The sequence below is a fragment of the Pseudomonas sp. MYb13 genome (assembly GCF_002980075.1).
In the GTDB taxonomy this organism is placed as follows: domain Bacteria; phylum Pseudomonadota; class Gammaproteobacteria; order Pseudomonadales; family Pseudomonadaceae; genus Aquipseudomonas; species Aquipseudomonas lurida.
Genome location: NZ_PCQI01000010.1, coordinates 15,892 through 32,351 on the forward strand (window position 1 = coordinate 15,892; position 16,460 = coordinate 32,351).

Here is a 16,460-nt window from a genome sequence, read left to right on the forward strand (position 1 = left end):
GGCCGGCTGGCAAACGAAGATTCTTCAGGACTTCATTCTGCAAATGAATGAAATGACGTGAATATGACAAAAATCAAAAGGCGAGAAATTTCATTTTTCGGCAGGTTTTCTAACTAATTCTTCACGGAGTCCGCCCCGGTCGGCATGAAAGAATCGTCACGTTTGCAAGGATGAAAACGCCGTTATGCACACCACGCACATAAAAAAATGTTTAGGGGCCGTCATTAATGAAAATGTCTACACTGGCGTTGTCGATCACCGCCGCCGTTCTTGCACAACACGCCTACGCTGATGATTTCGGGCTCGGTTCCCTGGGCACCGGCAATGGTCACAGCGGTTTCCTTGAGGACAGCCATGCGTCCGTCAGTTCGCGGACCATGTACTACAGCGCGGATAACCGCTCGGGGACTAACAACGACCTGCGCGAAGCCGCCACCGCGCTGCGTTTTGACTACAAATCCGGTTTCACCCAAGGCACCGTTGGGCTCGGTTTCGATGTCATGGCCTTCGGCGCGCTGCGCCTGGACGGCGGCGATGGCCACACTGCTGGCGCAGGCCTGTCGGGTAACGGCAACAGCTTCTTCCCGACCAAGAACAACGGCACCGAGCCTGCCGATTCCTTCGGTCGCGCGGCGGGCAATGTGAAGTTCCGCATTTCCCAGACCGAGTTGCACGTCGGTGGTGGCCTGGCGCCGGTGTTGCCGATCCTGGTCTCCAACGACAGCCGCGTGGCACCGCAGACCTTTGACGGCGGCATCCTCACCTCCAACGACATTCCCAATGTCACCTTCACCGGTGGTGAGCTGAACCGCGCCGAAGGTCGGGCCTCGAGCAACGCCACAGGCTTGAGTGTGGCAGGCGGTACCCGCGACAGCGACAGCTTCAAGTTCGGTGGGGTGGACTACAAACCGTTTGGCTCTTCCGACAACGTGGTCGCGAAAAACCTGACGTTGCAGTACTACTACGCGCAACTGCAGGACTTCTACAAACAAAACTACGTCGGCCTGGTCCACGTACTGCCGCTGGGCAACGACCAGTCGTTCAAGACTGACCTGCGCTACTTCGACAGCACCAGCGACGGCAAGAACGGCGAGAGCGGCTACCAGTTCAACAACAACGGCGGCTATGCCAAGCACGCCAACGAAGTGGATAACAAAACCTACAGTGCGGCCTTCACCTACCAGTTGGGTGGCAGCAGCCTGATGCTCGGCCACATTGGCGTGGGTGATGATGGCGGGTTTGTGTGGGTCAACCAGGGCAGCCTGGCCGACCCGCACGCACAAGGTGCCGGCGGCAGCGACTTCTACCTGTTTACCGACGCCGTGGTCGGCCAGTTCTCCCGCGCGGGCGAGCAGGTCAACTTTGGCCAGTACTCGTATGACTTCAAGGCCTATGTGCCTGGCTTGAAGGCGTCCGTGGCTTATCTGGACGGCTCGGACATCAAGTCGAAGGTCGCCGGCGGTCCTGACCAGAAGGAAAACGAAGCTGACTTCCGCCTGGACTACGTGGTGCAGGCAGGGCCTCTGAAAGGTTTCGGAACCACGTTGCGGACCGGTACCTATCACGGTAAAAACACCGGCACCGCCGACCAGGACCAAACGCGCCTGATCTTCAACTACACCTACGCGATCTTCTAAGTCTTCATGTGCAACCGGACGTCATTGGGCTCTACACTGCCTCTCACTTGGTAGGCGATGGAGGACCCAATGACGGCCACCCCCGACACCCGAATACTGGCTACAACCGAAGGCCAACGCCTGGCGACGCAGGAGGCCGAGCGATGGCGCGAGTGGGGCCCCTATTTAAGCGAACGCCAGTGGGGCACGGTGCGCGAAGACTACAGCGCCGATGGCGATGCCTGGACTTACTTCCCCCATGAACATGCCCGCAGCCGTGCCTATCGTTGGGGCGAGGATGGCCTGGCCGGTTTCAGCGACAAAGCGCAACGCTGGTGCCTGGGCCTGGCCCTGTGGAACGAGCGCGACACGATCATCAAGGAGCGCTTGTTCGGCCTCAATAACGCCGAGGGCAACCACGGTGAAGACGTCAAGGAGCTGTACTTTTTCGTCGACGGCGTACCGAGCCATGCCTATATGCGCATGCTCTACAAATACCCGCATGCCGCCTTTCCCTATGACGACCTGATCAGCGAAAACGCCCGCCGTGGCCTGGAGGATGCCGAGTACGAGATCCTCGACACCGGCGTATTTGAAGACAACCGTTACTGCGATGTCAGCGTCGAATACGCCAAGTACCAGCCCGACGACATTTTCATGCGTATCACGCTGCATAACCGTTCGGACCAGCCGACGCGCTTGCAGGTGATGCCCCAGCTGTGGGCGCGCAATGACTGGAGCTGGACCTTTGACGCGCACAAGCCGCAGTTGAAGATGGACGGGGAGCAGGTGCTGGCGTGCCACCCTGAGCTGCCCGATCGGCATCTTGGCGCCTGGGGCCAGGACGGGGTGGACTGGTTGTTCTGCGAGAACGAGACCAACGTTACCCGGCTGGATGGGCAGCCGGCGCCGGGGCCGTTCAAGGACGGGATCAATGATTACGTGGTCGCGGGTGTCCAATCGGCGATTCGCCGCGACAGCGGCACCAAAGTGGCGGCGCGTTTCATCCTCGAACTGGGAGGCCAGGAAAGCAAAACCCTCTACCTGCGCTTTGCACCCGTTGACGCACCGCACGTCAACGCCCGCAAGCTGTTCGAGCAACGGCGCCAGGAGGCCGACGCGTTCTATGCCGCCTTGCAGCAGCGCATCACCGACGAGGATGCGCGCAACGTGCAACGCCAGGCATTGGCCGGGTTGCTGTGGTCCAAGCAGCTTTACTATTTCGACGTCAACCAATGGCTCGACGGCGACCCGGCGCAACCCGCGCCGCCGATCGAGCGCCTGCATATCCGCAATACCCATTGGCGGCACCTGTCGAATTTCGACATCCTCTCCATGCCCGACACCTGGGAATACCCGTGGTATGCGTCGTGGGACCAGGGCTTCCAGGCGGTGGCCATGGCGCTGATCGACCCGGGGTATGCCAAGCAGCAACTGCTGCTGTTGGTGAAAGACCGCTTCATGCACCCCAATGGGCAGTTGCCGGCCTATGAATGGCGCTTCGACGACGCCAACCCGCCGGTACATGCCTGGGCCAGCTGGCGGGTGTACCAGCAGGACAAGGCGTTGAACGGCGTAGGCGATATGGATTTCCTCGAGCGGATATTCCACAAGCTGCTGCTGAATTTTTCCTGGTGGGTCAACCGCAAGGACGCTGAGGGGCGCAACCTGTTCCAGGGTGGTTTCCTGGGGTTGGACAATATCGCGTTGTTCGACCGCTCGGCCGGGCTGCCGCCGGGTTACCAGCTGGACCAAGCCGACGGTACGGCATGGGTGGCCGCCTATGCGCTGGACTTGATGCGTATCGGCCTGGAGCTGGCTAAACGCAACGGGGTGTATGTCGACATCGCCGTGAAGTTCTTCGAGCATTTCCTGTATATCGCCGGCGCCATCAACCGCGTCGACGACAGTGCCGAAGGCCTGTGGGATGAGCAGGACCTGTTCTTCTACGATGTGCTGCACCGACCTGACGGCGAGAACGAGCCGGTGCGCCTGCGTTCGATCGTGGGGTTGATGCCGCTGTTTGCCGTGCTGGTGCTGGAGCAACGTGAGCATGAAGGCCTGGAAGGTTTGCGCGAGCGCTTGCTGGGGTTCATGAAGCACCGGCCCGACCTGGCCAAACTGGTCTCGCGCTGGAATGAGCCAGGGCAGGGCAACCGCCTGTTGCTGGCGCTGCTGCGCGGTGAACGCACCAAGGACCTGCTGCGGCGCATGCTCGATGACCATGAGTTTCTCTCGACGTTTGGCGTGCGCTCCTTGTCCAAGGCGTTCGCCGAGCAGCCGCTCGCATTGAAGATGAACGGCAACACCCTCAGTGCACGCTACCAGCCCGGTGAATCCGATTCGCGGCTGTATGGCGGTAACTCCAATTGGCGCGGGCCATTGTGGATGCCGGTCAACTACATGCTGATCGAGTCGTTACGGGAATTTCACCGCTACTACGCGGACAACTTCTCGGTGGAGTACCCGACCGGCAGTGGTTACTTGTCCTCCCTGGCGGAAGTCGCCGACAGCCTCAGCCAGCGCCTGACGCGGTTGTTCCTGCGCGATGAGAACGGCTCACGGCCGTCGATGGCGGGGTACGCACAGCTGGAGGCGGACCCGTCCAGCCGCGACCTGGTGCTGTTCCACGAGTACTTCCACGGGGAAACCGGGCGCGGACTGGGCGCGTCCCATCAGACGGGATGGAGCGCGTTGGTGGCGTTGTTACTGCAGCCAGGCGCTTAGGCCCGGCCACGACAGCCGCTGCCGCGTTCGTCAGATCCTTTGTCGAACGGCAGAAAGAGAATGGCTTGGTGAGGCGAGGCCTAGTGGCCAGCGGGCAGGGTGCCGAGCTACAGGCGACGTAGGAAGGATTTGACGATGTGCCGTGTGGCGTCGGTGGTGTCCAGTTCATCCATGGCGCCATAAGGGTGCCACTGGCAATCGATTATTTCATTGCACGGTTTTGCATCGGCAATGTTCACCACTGACGCTTCGAACACGTGGTGAACGGTGTCGCGAGCCTTCAGTTCCTGCAAGTACAGCAAGCCATCCACGTTCAAGCCGGTTTCTTCTTCCAGCTCGCGTTCCGCTGCACCGACCGGACGCTCGTTGCGTTCGACCTTGCCCCCCGGCAACGCCCATTTCGATCTGGCCTTGCGCACGAAGAGGATATGCCCCTCGTGTTCGCAAATGACCGTGGCTCTTATTTTCATCGTCTGTGCCCCCGCAGTGGGATGAATGTCATAAAAGTGTAATGCAATTGTCATGCTAAGTGGTTATGGCGCTGACGTGTGGGGATGTGGATACTGCCCGCTTGATCAAAACGGACGAGGAGAGCAGATGAGCACCGTACGCTGGGGCATGATCGGCTGTGGCAGTGTCACTGAGTTAAAGAGTGGACCCGCTTTCTACAAAGCGCCAGGTTCGGCGCTGGTGGCGGTAATGGGGCGCCGTGAAGAAGCGGTGCGCGATTATGCGACACGCCATGGCATTGCGCGCTTCTATACCGACGCCCAGGCCCTGATCGACGATCCCGAAGTGGACGCGGTGTACATCGCCACCCCACCCGACAGCCACCTCGAATACAGCCTGATGGTGGCCGCCGCGGGCAAGCATTGCTGTGTGGAAAAGCCGATGGCGTTGAATGCCGTGCAAAGCGCATTGATGCAACGCACCTTCGAACGCGCCGGTTTGCATCTGTTTGTCTCGTATTACCGCCGCTCGCTGCCGCGTTTTCAGCAGGTGCGCCAGTGGCTGCTGGACGGGCGCATTGGCCAATTGCGCCACCTGACCTGGACCCTGTGCAAGCCCCCCGGCGCCGACGATGCCAGCGCCGCCAATTGGCGCACCGACCCGCTCATCGCCGGTGGTGGTTACTTTGCCGACCTGGCCAGCCATGGGTTCGACCTGTTCCAGTACCTGGCCGGGGATATTGTCGAGGTTTCGGGCTTTACCGCACGGCAGGCCGGGCGCTACGCCGCCGAGGATGCAGTGACCGCCTGCTGGACGTTCGCGTCCGGCGCACTGGGCATGGGGTGCTGGAACTTTGTCGCCGACCGTCGCGAAGACAAGGTCGAGCTGATCGGCAGCAAGGGGCGCATTACCTTTGCGGTGTTTGAAGACCAACCGCTGCGCCTCGAGGGTGAAGTGGACGAGGTGCTGGACGTGCCTTGCCACACGCATATCCAGTGGCACCACGTGCTGGCGATGAATGCCCATATTCGCGGGGAAGCCGAACACCCCTCGCAGGCGATCGAAGCGTTGAAGACCGATCTGATCCTCGACAAGGTGCTACAACGTAACCCTCATCACCCTGGGTAGGCGCGATAGGCTGGCCGTTCATTTTTCTTGGGGAACACAGGGATGAAGTACTGGATGATGTTGTGGCTGGCTGTCGCCACAAGTGCAATCGCGGCACCACGGGAGCAGCGGCCGGCGGGGGATTTTGACTTTTATGTGCTGTCGTTGTCGTGGTCACCGACGTTCTGCCTGACGCACCCGGCTAACGAACAGTGCACGGGCAAAGGCTACGGGTTCGTGCTGCATGGGCTTTGGCCGCAGTACGCGCGGGGTGGGTGGCCAGCGTCGTGCGACCCGCAATCGCGGCTGTCGGCCGACGACATGGCCAAGGGCGCGCTGATGTTTCCCACACAGGCGTTGCTTAGGCACGAGTGGGCCAAGCACGGTACATGCAGCGGCCTGGGTGCCACGCGTTACCTGCAAGCAACCGATGCGGCGCTGGCCACGGTGCAAATCCCGCAGCAACTGCAGCCATTCAATGTGCCCAATTATCTTGAGGCACGGGACATAGAACGGCTGTTCCGCCAGAGCAACCCCGCCATGGGCGACCACAGCGTGGCGGTAATCTGCAAGGGCAAGGTGCTGTCCGAAGTGCGGGTGTGCCTGAGCAAGGAACTGCGCTTTGCCGGTTGCCCCAAGAGCGTGAAGACCCAGTGCCGTGGCGGTGACATTCGCATCCCGGTTCAGCGCTGACCCCGCATCAAGACAGCGGATTTAACGCCCAGATAGGTAAGTGCCGACCTTTAGTCCACGCAGATCGCCCGACCCAGCTTGCCTTTCTCCACCGTCGCCGAGCAGCCGAAGTGGCTGTTGTCCACCTGGCAGGTGCCGCTGATGGGTGTGGCGCCTGTTTGCGTGGTCACGCTGGTCTGGCAGTCACCCTCGCACTGGCTCGAGTCGGTACACGCCTTGCCCGCGTCCTTGTATGGCGTGATGCACTTCCAGGTCTGCAACTTGCCGACTTGCTTCATCGTGCCGCCGCCTGCCAGGCACGTCGACGCAGCGGCGTCTTGGGCCGGGGGCGTACTGGGCGCGTTCGTGGTGCAAGCCGATACCAACAGCAGGGCGGCCAGGCCGATCATCAATTTCATGCAAAAGTCCTCGTGGAATAAGCGCAACGGTGCAGTGTACGGGCATTTGGACTACTTTGATTGACGAGTGATCCCTACCCGGTACTTGCCATGCGCACGTTATGGAAACGGTATATGGCGTTGTTGGAAAACGATCTGAGCACGCAGATCTTCGACAACGTGAAAAACCTGCTGGTGTGCGCGCTGCTATTTGCGGCGGGGACGAATACGTTGCTCGGCCAGCGTGACTTGTTTATCGGGGTGTTTGCCTCCAGCGTGGCCGGCTGGGGCCTGATCATCCTGTCGACGCTGCTGATGCTCTTGAATGTCAGCGATGGAATCCGCCGGCTTGCCAAGCTGCGCTATCACCTGGCGCTGCAGTTATTGTTGATCCTGGTCTACCTGGTGATCGCCGAGCGCGTGGTCGAGATTGTGTGGGGCTTTCGGGCGCATTGAAGTATCCTCCGCGACCCGTTTACCAGCGATTCCAACACAGATGACAGGACAAGACATGCAGGCGATGCTTTCGTCGATCCTCGACGAAGTGCGTCCACTGATCGGCCTCGGCAAAGTCGCCGACTACATCCCCGCACTCGCCGACGTGCCCGCCAACCAACTCGGCATCGCCGTGTACGGCAACGATGGTTCGGCCTATTGCGCCGGTGATGCCGACACGCTGTTCTCGGTGCAGAGCATTTCCAAGGTGTTCAGCCTGGTGCAGGCCATCGACCACGGCGGCGAGACCATCTGGGAACGCCTGGGCCACGAGCCCTCGGGGCAGCCTTTCAACTCCATGGTGCAGTTGGAATTCGAGCGCGGTCGCCCGCGTAACCCGTTCATCAATGCCGGCGCGCTGGTCATCTGCGACATCAACCAATCACGTTTCGCCGTGCCGATTTTGTCGATGCGCGACTTTGTGCGGCGCCTGTCCGGCAACCCGCAGATCCTGGTCAACAGCGTCGTTGCCGAATCAGAAGCCCAGCACGGCGCACGCAACGCGGCCATGGCCTACCTGATGAAGTCGTTCGGCAATTTCCACAACGATGTGGATGCGGTGCTACACAGCTACTTCAACTACTGCGCGTTGCAGATGAGCTGCCTGGACTTGGCCCGGGCCTTCAGCTTCCTGGCCAACGAAGGCGTGAGCGCCCACAGCGGCGAACAGGTCCTCACCGCGCGCCAAACCAAGCAAGTCAATTCGATCATGGCCACCAGCGGGCTGTATGACGAGGCGGGGAATTTTGCCTACCGCGTGGGCTTGCCGGGCAAGAGTGGGGTTGGCGGCGGGATCGTTGCGGTGGTGCCGGGGCAATTCACGGTGTGCGTATGGTCGCCGGAGTTGAATGCAGCGGGGAACTCGCTGGCGGGGATGAAGGCGTTGGAGTTGTTGAGTGAGCGCATTGGGTGGTCGGTGTTTTGACAACACCCTTGTAGGAGCGCGCTTGCTCGCGAAAACGTTGGATCAGTACCCGATACAGTGACTGACACACCGCATTCCCGAGCAAGCCCCCCTCCACACACACACATGCGTTTGTGGTGTGAGTCAGGGCGTGTTCAGCTCACATTGAGTCGGTCCAGCAGGCTATACCACGCAACACCCGCCCCAATGTAAAACCGCTGCAACCCATGCATCGGCAAGCGCTGCAACGGCGTCACCGGGTAGGCGAAGTCCGCGTTGCTGTCACACAGCTTGCCCGCCAGTTGCTGCCCCAGGCTGGTACACAACGCGATCCCTCGGCCATTGCAACCCAGCGCCAAGGTCAGCCCTGGCGCGGGCTGGTGAACGTGGGGCATGAAGTCCCGTGTAATCGCGATGCGGCCCGCCCAACGGTATTCAAATTCCAATGGCCCCAACTGCGGGAACAACAACGCCAACGAGCGCTCCAGATGGGCGAAATCGGTGGGCGAAGTGGGGTCGTTGAACAGCCCGCGTCCGCCCATCAGCAAACGGCCATGGCTGTCCTTGCGAAAGTACAGCAGCAGCCTTTGTGCGGTGGAGACGGTCTCCTGGCCTGGCAGGATGCTGTCCGCCGCGCGTCCGCTCAAGGGTTTGGTGGCGACGATAAAACTGTTCGCCGCGAGGATGCTCTGCGCCATGCCCGGCCACAGGTTGCCGCTGTAGCCATTGGTGGCCAGCACGACTTGCTCGGCTGTTACCTGTGCACCCGAAGCCGTTTGCAATTGCCAGCCAGCGCCCTGGCGCTGCAAGCCTGTCACCGCGCTTTGCCCATGAATCCGTACGCCGGCTGCCAGCGCAGCGCCCACCAACCCACGGGTGTATGCCAGCGGTTGGATCGCCCCCGCGCGGCCGTCGAGCCAGCCGCCGGCAAACGCATCGCTGCCCATGCGCGAGGCCACCGCCGCCGCATCCAGGCGCTGCACCGGCACACCGCGCCTGGCCCACTGGTCCGCGCGTGCGTGCAGCCCGGCGACGCCTTTTTCGGTATATGAAACCTGCATCCAGCCCTTGCGTACCGGCGCGCAATCAATGCCGTGCTTTTCGATCAGCTCGAACACCAGGTCAGCTGAACTCGATACGGTCGAGATCAACGGTTCGGCGCGCTCCGGCCCGAACAGCCGCATCAGTTGCTCCGGGTCGTATTTGAGGGTGGGGTTGACCTGCCCGCCGTTGCGCCCCGACGCGCCCCAGCCGGGCTCATTGGCCTCCAGCACGCACACGCTCACGCCGCGTTCGGCCAGGTGCAGCGCCGTCGATAGGCCCGTATAGCCGGCACCGACAATCGCCACATCCACCTTCACCGACTCGCCCAACGCAGGCGTCGGCACCACCGAGGGCGCAGTCGCCGACCACAGTGACTTCATGACAGGCTCCGCGTATCGCCCGTGGGGTGCAGCACCCGCCGCAAAAAGTCCTGGGTCCGCGGATGTTGCGGGTGGCCCAGTACCTGTTCGGCGGCGCCGCTTTCAACGATGTAGCCGCCATGCAGGAAGCACACGCGGTCGGCCACTTCCCGCGCAAAGCCCATCTCGTGGGTGACCACGATCATCGTCATGCCTTCGTCGGCGAGGGTGCGCATCACCGCCAGTACATCGCCGACCAGTTCCGGGTCGAGGGCCGAGGTCGGTTCGTCGAACAGCATGGCGTCAGGTTTCATCGCCAGGGCGCGGGCGATAGCCACGCGCTGTTGCTGGCCGCCGGAGAGCTGTTCCGGGTAGGCATCGGCTTTCGCCGAAAGGCCGACTTTTTCCAGCAGCACCACGGCTTCTTCGCGCACCTGCTGGGGTGGTTCGCCTTTCACGTACACCGGACCTTCCATCACATTTTCCAGTACCGTACGGTGCGGGAACAGGTTGAAGCGCTGGAACACCATGCCCATGCGGCTGCGCAGGGCGTGTACGGTCTTGCTGCCGCGCTGCACGGTTTCACCGAACACATTGATCTGCCCGCCGTCATAGGCTTCCAGTGCATTGATGCAGCGCAGCAGGGTGGATTTGCCCGAGCCCGAGGGGCCGATCAGGCACACCACTTCACCCTTGGCCACGTCCAGGTCGACACCGTGCAACACGCGGTGGCTGCCGTAGTGCTTTTGCAATTGTCGAATCTCAATCATGCTTTTTTCCTCCGGCCCAAGTGCTGTTCCATGCGACGCAGGCCATACACCAGCGGCAGGCTCATCAGCAGGTAGAGCAGGGCGACCAGGGTGTAGACGGTCATGTTCTGGAAGGTCGACGAAGCGATCAGTTGGCCCTGGCGGGTCATTTCGGCGACGGTGATGGTCGATACCAGGGACGAGTCCTTGAGCATCATTACCAGGGTGTTGCCATACGGCGGCAGGGCGATGCGAAACGCTTGCGGCAGGATGACCCGGCGCATCATCAGCGCCGAACGCATCCCTAAGGCTTCGGCGGCTTCACGCTGGCCTTGTTCGACGGCGATGATGCCGGTGCGGAAGTTCTCGGCCTGGTACGCCGAGTAGGCGATGCCCATGCCAATCACACCGGCATAGAACGCGGTGAGGTGCACCCCCATGTCCGGCAGCACAAAGTAGATGTAGAACAGCTGCACGATGATCGGCAGGCCACGGATCACGTTGATGATGGTGCTCGCCGTCCACGACAGCGCGCGGATCGGCGACAGCTTGAGCAACGCCAGCACCAGGCCGATGGCGCTGCTGAGCAGGAACGACAGCACGGTGATCTGGATCGTCACCCAGGCGCCTTGCAGCAGTATCGGCAAAAAGTCCTGGGCGTTTTGCAGGAACTCAGCCGGGTTCATGGGCGCACCTGGGTATCAAGCCCCCACTTCTTGAGGATGCTGTCGAGGGTGCCATCGGCCTTGATGCTGGCGATGGCTGTATTCAAGCGTTCGAGGGTTTGTGCATCGCCCTTGCGCACCACCAGGCACACTTCGCCGACGTTGGTGGGCGTGTAGTCGGGGGCCAGTTTCACGCCTTTGAACAGTTTCTGGCGGATTTGGTAGGCCACCACCGGCTGGTCACCCACGGCCGCCTTGATGCGGCCCAGGGACAGGTCGCGGACCATCTCGCCGATGGAGTCGTAGGTGCGGATTTCCTTGAAGATCCCGAGTCTGTTCAACTGGTCGTAGAAGACCGTGCCAGCCTGCACGCCGACGACCTGGCCCTTGAGGGGCGTGAGGTCGGGGTAGGCGGCGTTGTCGTCGGCATTGATGATCAGGCCCTCGCCGTAGGCGTACACCGGGGCGCTGAAGTCGACGACCTTGGTGCGTTCTTCGGTCTTGAGCATGCCGGCGGAAATGAAGTCGAGCTTGCCGGACGTGAGGGAGGGGATCAGCGCGGCGAAGTTGGTCTGCTCGATCTGGCTGGTGAAACCGCCGGCCTTGCCCACGGCCTCGGCCACATCAACCATCACGCCCTGGATGCTGTTGCTCTTGATGTCGAGGAAGGTAAACGGCGAACCACTGGCCGTTGCACCGACTTTGTACGAGGACGCACTCTCGGCGTGCACGACGCTGACGCAGAGCGTGGCGCAGAGGCCGAAGGCAAGGCGGCGAAACAAGGGCGAAAGACTGTTCATCGGGTTACTCCAGAAGGAAAACGGAAAGTCAGTACCGCGAGCGGCTGCCGATGAAATCGCAAGCTCTGTGCCATTTCGATTGTTTAAAATCGTATGTCGGTATAGAAATTCTACAAAATGAACCATTCGTATCGATATGCGATATTTTGTGGTCTATTTTTGTGATTTGAGGTAGAAATATCGCCACGCCTGATCGACCTGACCGCGAGCCCGCCATGTCCGAAGAACGCAACAGTCTGCACAACCAATCCCTGGAAAAAGGCCTGTCGGTGCTCAAGGCATTCAGCGCCCAGCGCCGCAGCATGAGCCTTGCAGAGGTGGCCGAGGCGGCTGGCATGACCAAAAGCTCGGCCCAGCGCATGGTGTTTACCCTCGAGAGCCTGGGTTACCTTCGGAAACACTCCCGCACCCGGCATTACCAACTCACACCTCGGGTGCTGGAGCTGGGCTTCAGTTACCTTGACGCGCACTCGTTGATCGAGGTGGCCAACCCGTTCCTGTCGGAATTGACCCGATTGACCGGCGAGACGTCGTGCCTCACCGAGCCTGCGGGCTACGATATGACCTATATCGCACGGTTCGTCAGCGCGGGCTTCGTGCCCGTGCATATGCCGATTGGCTCACGGGTGCCGATGTACTGCACGGCATCGGGGCGGGCGTATTTGAGCGCGTTGCCACAGGATGAGGCGCTGGTGTTGATCGAGAACAGCCAGCGCGTGGCGCATACCAGCCAGACATTGACTGAAGTCGACCAGATTCTGGCATCGCTGCAACAGGTGCGCGAGCAGGGGTATGCGGTGAACGGCCAGGAACTGTTCCTGGGCGACATGACTATCGGCGCGCCGGTGCTGGGCGCCCATGGCCGGCCAGTGGCGGCGGTGCATGTGGTGGCTCCGACCAGTCGGTGGAGCAGGGCGGATGCGGAGAAACAGTTGGCGCCGGCGCTTTTGCAATGCTCACGGGCGCTGAGCAACTCGGCGCGCAATCTTGAATAGCCCCATTCTCAAGGACACGGCCAATTCAATGTGGGAGCGGGCTTGCTCGCGAATGTGGTGTGCCAGTCACTGCATCTGGCGACTGAGACACCGCATTCGCGAGCAAGCCCGCTCCCACATTTTGATCTTCATTGTTCTTTGATAGTTATGTGAGCCCCAACAAAAAATGCGCCCCTGGGGGCGCATTTTTTTGTTCGGTCAGCTATCGCCTGTTCAGGCAATCGCATCCCAAGCCCGATCACCGTGCTCGTCTTTGATCCGCGTCGGCAAGCCCATCACGTCCAGCGCCTTCAGGAACGGCTCAGCCGGCAGCTCCTCGACGTTGGCCATGTGCTTCACGTCCCATTCGCCACGGGCAACCAGCAGCGCAGCGGCAACTGGCGGAACGCCTGCGGTGTAGGAGATGCCCTGGCTGTCAGTCTCGGCAAAGGCTTCTTCATGGCACGCCACGTTGTAGATGAACATCTCGTGGGGCTGGCCATTCTTGGTGCCTTTGACCAGGTCGCCGATGCAGGTCTTGCCGGTGTAGCCAGGTGCGAGCGAAGACGGGTCGGGCAGCACGGCCTTGACCAGTTTCAGCGGCACGACTTCCAGGCCTTCGGCGGTGGTGACCGGTTTTTCGGAGAGCAGGCCGAGGTTTTTCAGCACGGTGAACACGTTGATGTAGTGTTCGCCGAAGCTCATCCAGAAACGCACGTTGGGCACGTCGAGGTTTTTCGACAGCGAGTGCACTTCATCGTGGCCGGTGAGGTAAAGGTTCTGCGAACCCACGACTGGCAGGTCGTCGGTGCGTTTGACTTCGAACATGGTGTTGCTGGTCCACTGGCTGTTCTGCCAGCTCCACACCTGTCCGGTGAATTCGCGGAAGTTGATTTCCGGGTCGAAATTGGTGGCGAAGTATTTGCCATGGGAGCCGGCATTGACGTCGAGAATGTCGATCGAATCAATGCGGTCGAAATGCTGTTGCTGCGCCAGCGCGGCATACGCGTTGACGACACCCGGGTCGAAGCCCACGCCAAGGATGGCGGTGATGTTCTTCTGCTTGCACTCTTCCAGGTGGTTCCACTCGTAGTTGCCGTACCACGGCGGGGTCTCGCAGACCTTGCCCGGCTCTTCGTGGATGGCGGTGTCGAGGTACGCAACGCCGGTATCGATACAGGCCCGCAAGACCGACATGTTGAGGAATGCGGAACCAACGTTGATGACGATCTGCGATTCGGTCTCGCGGATCAGGGCCTTGGTCGCTTCCACGTCCAAAGCGTTCAGCGCGAAGGCCTGGATGTCGGCGGGAACCTTGAGGCTACCCTTGGCCTTGACGCTGTCGATGATGGCCTGGCATTTGGAGATGTTGCGCGACGCGATAGCAATACGACCGAGTTCGTCGTTGTGCTGCGCGCACTTGTGGGCCACCACCTTGGCGACACCTCCTGCACCAATGATAAGAACGTTCTTTTTCAATTGCTTTATCTCTCCTTTATCCGCCAGCTTACGAAAGGCTGGACAGGTAGTCGTCGTAACCAAATTCACGAACCACTTCGACTGTACCGTCGAGTTGTTTCACTACGATGGACGGCATTTTCAGGCCGTTGAACCAGTTTTTCTTGACCATGGTGTAGCCTGCGGTGTCGATGAACGACAGCCGATCGCCGATGGCCAGCGGACGATCAAATTGATACTCGCCGAAGATGTCCCCGGCCAGGCAGGATTTACCGCATACCATGACCGTGTGTTCGCCATCGCTAGGCGCCAGCTTGGCGTTGAGGCGGTAGATCAGCAGGTCCAGCAGGTGAGCCTCGATGGAGCTGTCTACCACGGCCAGGTTCTTGCCGTTGTAGAGGGTGTCGAGCACGGTGACTTCCAGGGAGGCGCTGTTGGTGATCGCCGCTTCGCCGGGTTCCAGGTACACCTGCACGCCGTACTTTTCGGAGAACGCCTTCAGGCGCGCGCAGAAAGCGTCCACGGCATAGTCTTCACCGGTGAAGTGGATGCCGCCGCCGAGGCTGACCCACTCGACCTTGTGCAGCAGCGCGCCAAAGCGCTCTTCAATGGTGCCGAGCATCTTGTCGAACAGGCTGAAGTCGCCGTTCTCGCAGTTGTTGTGGAACATGAAGCCGGAGATCTGCTCGATCACGCCTTCGATCTTCACCGGGTCCCATTCGCCCAGGCGGCTGAACGGACGCGCCGGGTCGGCCAGCAGGTAGTCGGAACTGCTCACTTGAGGGTTGACGCGCAGGCCGCGGGTCTTGCCTTCGGAGCGTTCGGCAAAACGCTGCAGCTGGCTGATGGAGTTGAAGATGATCTTGTCGCAGTTCTCCAGCATCTCTTCGATTTCATCGTCGGCCCAGGCCACGCTGTAGGCGTGCGCCTCGCCTTCGAACTTCTGGCGACCGAGCTTGAGCTCGTACAGCGACGACGAGGTGGTGCCGTCCATGTATTGCTGCATCAGGTCGAACACCGACCAGGTGGCAAAGCACTTGAGCGCCAGCAGGGCCTTGGCGCCGGACTGCTCGCGCACGTAGGCGATCTTCTGCATGTTGACCAGAAGCTTCTGTTTATCGATGAGGTAGTACGGCGTTTTGATCATTTTTGAGAGCCTGCGGCGGTGCCTGCCAAAAAAGGACACGCATTGTGCCCGCACTTGGATCAGATCGAAAGGTTAGTGGGCGGATTTTGCTGCGCTGCTTTTAAACTGAAGCATGCACATGACAGCTCAACGGTATGATGAGCCGCTGCAGTGACGGAATCAGGTTTGGACGACGAGAGGTGAGAATGGACGCATGGACGCTGCACTGGCTGGAGGCTTCGGGCTCCCTGGCCGAGTTTCGCCAGGCATTGACGCAGGAATTCGACATCGCCTACCAGGCCATTGCCCGATGCCTGCCCGCACCGCGCCTGGATGTGTTGATCCAACGCCTGCCCGGCGAGACCCTCGCCGAACTTGGCCTGGTCGGGCGTGCCTTTCGCAGCACGATGTTCTCCATGACCCTGGACCCCGATAACCCGAACTTCGCCGCAAGCCTTGAGGGCGGAGCGGTGCACCGGCATATCGTGCACGAGGTGCATCATTGCCTGCGCATGGCCGGGCCGGGATACGGTTGGACACTGGGCGAAGCGCTGGTCAGTGAGGGCCTGGCCGGCCAGTTCGTACGGCACCTGCTCGGTAATGAGCCGGAGCCATGGGAGCGTGCGCTGGGCCTTGAAACCTTGCAGGCCGCTCCGGTGAATATGAGTGAGCTGGCAGCGACGTACTACGATCACAGCGCCTGGTTCTTCGGCACCGGTGATAAGCCGAAGTGGCTGGGGTATGCGCTGGGGTATCAGATGGTCGGACAATGGTTGGCAACCGCAGGTACGCCTGACGCGACGAGCTGGGTTAACGTGCCTGCCCAAGACATCCTGGCGATTGCGGCCGGGCAGGGACTGGTGACGCGCGGCTGAAGCAAGCCTCATGACCGCCGCCGATCCCCCGTGGAAGCTGG

16 protein-coding genes are annotated in these 16,460 nt (G+C 61.0%); 8 read left to right on the top strand and 8 right to left on the bottom strand.

Annotated features, from left to right (window positions below):
- Positions 1-227 precede the first annotated feature (227 nt).
- Both CQ002_RS18135 and CQ002_RS18140 read left to right on the top strand, forming a co-directional pair.
- Positions 228-1,637 carry an OprD family outer membrane porin gene (locus CQ002_RS18135; protein ID WP_034106280.1) on the top strand — a complete coding sequence of 470 codons (1,410 nt, stop codon included), beginning with the start codon at positions 228-230 and terminating at the stop codon, positions 1,635-1,637.
- Positions 1,638-1,706: 69 nt separating this feature from the next.
- Positions 1,707-4,343, top strand: a complete 2,637-nt coding sequence (locus CQ002_RS18140) for a glucosidase (RefSeq protein WP_105162419.1) — start codon at positions 1,707-1,709, stop codon at positions 4,341-4,343.
- Between the two features lie 107 nt (positions 4,344-4,450).
- On the opposite strand, the gene CQ002_RS18150 is transcribed toward CQ002_RS18140, so the two are convergent.
- Positions 4,451-4,813 carry an NUDIX hydrolase gene (locus CQ002_RS18150; RefSeq protein ID WP_010209895.1) on the bottom strand — a complete coding sequence of 121 codons (363 nt, stop codon included), beginning with the start codon at positions 4,811-4,813 and terminating at the stop codon, positions 4,451-4,453.
- A 127-nt stretch (positions 4,814-4,940) separates the two neighbouring features.
- On the opposite strand from CQ002_RS18150, the gene CQ002_RS18155 reads away from it, so the two are divergent.
- A complete protein-coding gene (locus tag CQ002_RS18155; RefSeq protein ID WP_105162418.1) occupies positions 4,941-5,921 on the top strand; it encodes a Gfo/Idh/MocA family protein in 981 nt (326 codons plus the stop codon).
- A 42-nt stretch (positions 5,922-5,963) separates the two neighbouring features.
- Positions 5,964-6,593, top strand: coding sequence for a ribonuclease T2 (locus CQ002_RS18160; protein ID WP_069023962.1), 630 nt, complete (start codon positions 5,964-5,966; stop codon positions 6,591-6,593).
- 50 nt (positions 6,594-6,643) lie between these two features.
- On the opposite strand, the gene CQ002_RS18165 is transcribed toward CQ002_RS18160, so the two are convergent.
- Positions 6,644-6,991, bottom strand: a complete 348-nt coding sequence (locus tag CQ002_RS18165) for a hypothetical protein (RefSeq protein WP_034106270.1) — start codon at positions 6,989-6,991, stop codon at positions 6,644-6,646.
- Between the two features lie 90 nt (positions 6,992-7,081).
- Between CQ002_RS18165 and CQ002_RS18170 the strand changes: the two genes are divergently transcribed.
- Positions 7,082-7,426, top strand: a complete 345-nt coding sequence (locus CQ002_RS18170) for a hypothetical protein (RefSeq protein WP_034106268.1) — start codon at positions 7,082-7,084, stop codon at positions 7,424-7,426.
- Positions 7,427-7,481: 55 nt separating this feature from the next.
- Positions 7,482-8,390, top strand: a complete 909-nt coding sequence (gene glsB / locus CQ002_RS18175; protein ID WP_025856146.1) for a glutaminase B — start codon at positions 7,482-7,484, stop codon at positions 8,388-8,390.
- A gap of 134 nt (positions 8,391-8,524) precedes the next feature.
- Here glsB and CQ002_RS18180 read toward each other — a convergent pair whose 3' ends face one another.
- Genes CQ002_RS18180 through CQ002_RS18195 form a run of 4 tightly spaced genes read right to left on the bottom strand, consistent with a single transcriptional unit; the run spans position 8,525 to position 11,986 of the window.
- Complete coding sequence (locus CQ002_RS18180; protein WP_105162417.1) at positions 8,525-9,793, bottom strand: FAD-binding oxidoreductase; 1,269 nt, start codon at positions 9,791-9,793, stop codon at positions 8,525-8,527.
- Entirely contained in the window at positions 9,790-10,542 is a 753-nt protein-coding gene (locus CQ002_RS18185; RefSeq protein WP_105162416.1) for an amino acid ABC transporter ATP-binding protein, read from the bottom strand. Before CQ002_RS18185 ends, CQ002_RS18180 begins: the two co-directional genes overlap by 4 nt.
- Complete coding sequence (locus CQ002_RS18190) at positions 10,539-11,207, bottom strand: amino acid ABC transporter permease (protein WP_034106261.1); 669 nt, start codon at positions 11,205-11,207, stop codon at positions 10,539-10,541. The genes CQ002_RS18185 and CQ002_RS18190 overlap by 4 nt, the downstream gene beginning before the upstream one ends.
- Positions 11,204-11,986 carry an ABC transporter substrate-binding protein gene (locus CQ002_RS18195; RefSeq protein ID WP_105162415.1) on the bottom strand — a complete coding sequence of 261 codons (783 nt, stop codon included), beginning with the start codon at positions 11,984-11,986 and terminating at the stop codon, positions 11,204-11,206. The genes CQ002_RS18190 and CQ002_RS18195 overlap by 4 nt, the downstream gene beginning before the upstream one ends.
- 215 nt (positions 11,987-12,201) lie before the next feature.
- On the opposite strand from CQ002_RS18195, the gene CQ002_RS18200 reads away from it, so the two are divergent.
- The gene (locus CQ002_RS18200; protein ID WP_034106256.1) at positions 12,202-12,981 is read left to right on the top strand and encodes an IclR family transcriptional regulator; all 780 of its coding nucleotides are present in this window, start codon (positions 12,202-12,204) and stop codon (positions 12,979-12,981) included.
- A 213-nt stretch (positions 12,982-13,194) separates the two neighbouring features.
- Here the strand turns inward: CQ002_RS18200 and CQ002_RS18205 are convergent, their stop codons facing one another.
- Complete coding sequence (locus CQ002_RS18205; protein WP_012724728.1) at positions 13,195-14,439, bottom strand: saccharopine dehydrogenase family protein; 1,245 nt, start codon at positions 14,437-14,439, stop codon at positions 13,195-13,197.
- Between the two features lie 28 nt (positions 14,440-14,467).
- Complete coding sequence (locus CQ002_RS18210) at positions 14,468-15,565, bottom strand: carboxynorspermidine decarboxylase (protein WP_034106254.1); 1,098 nt, start codon at positions 15,563-15,565, stop codon at positions 14,468-14,470.
- Between the two features lie 185 nt (positions 15,566-15,750).
- Here CQ002_RS18210 and CQ002_RS18215 point away from each other — a divergent pair, with 185 nt between their 5' ends.
- Positions 15,751-16,419, top strand: coding sequence for a DUF2268 domain-containing putative Zn-dependent protease (locus tag CQ002_RS18215; protein ID WP_105162414.1), 669 nt, complete (start codon positions 15,751-15,753; stop codon positions 16,417-16,419).
- Positions 16,420-16,460 lie beyond the last annotated feature (41 nt).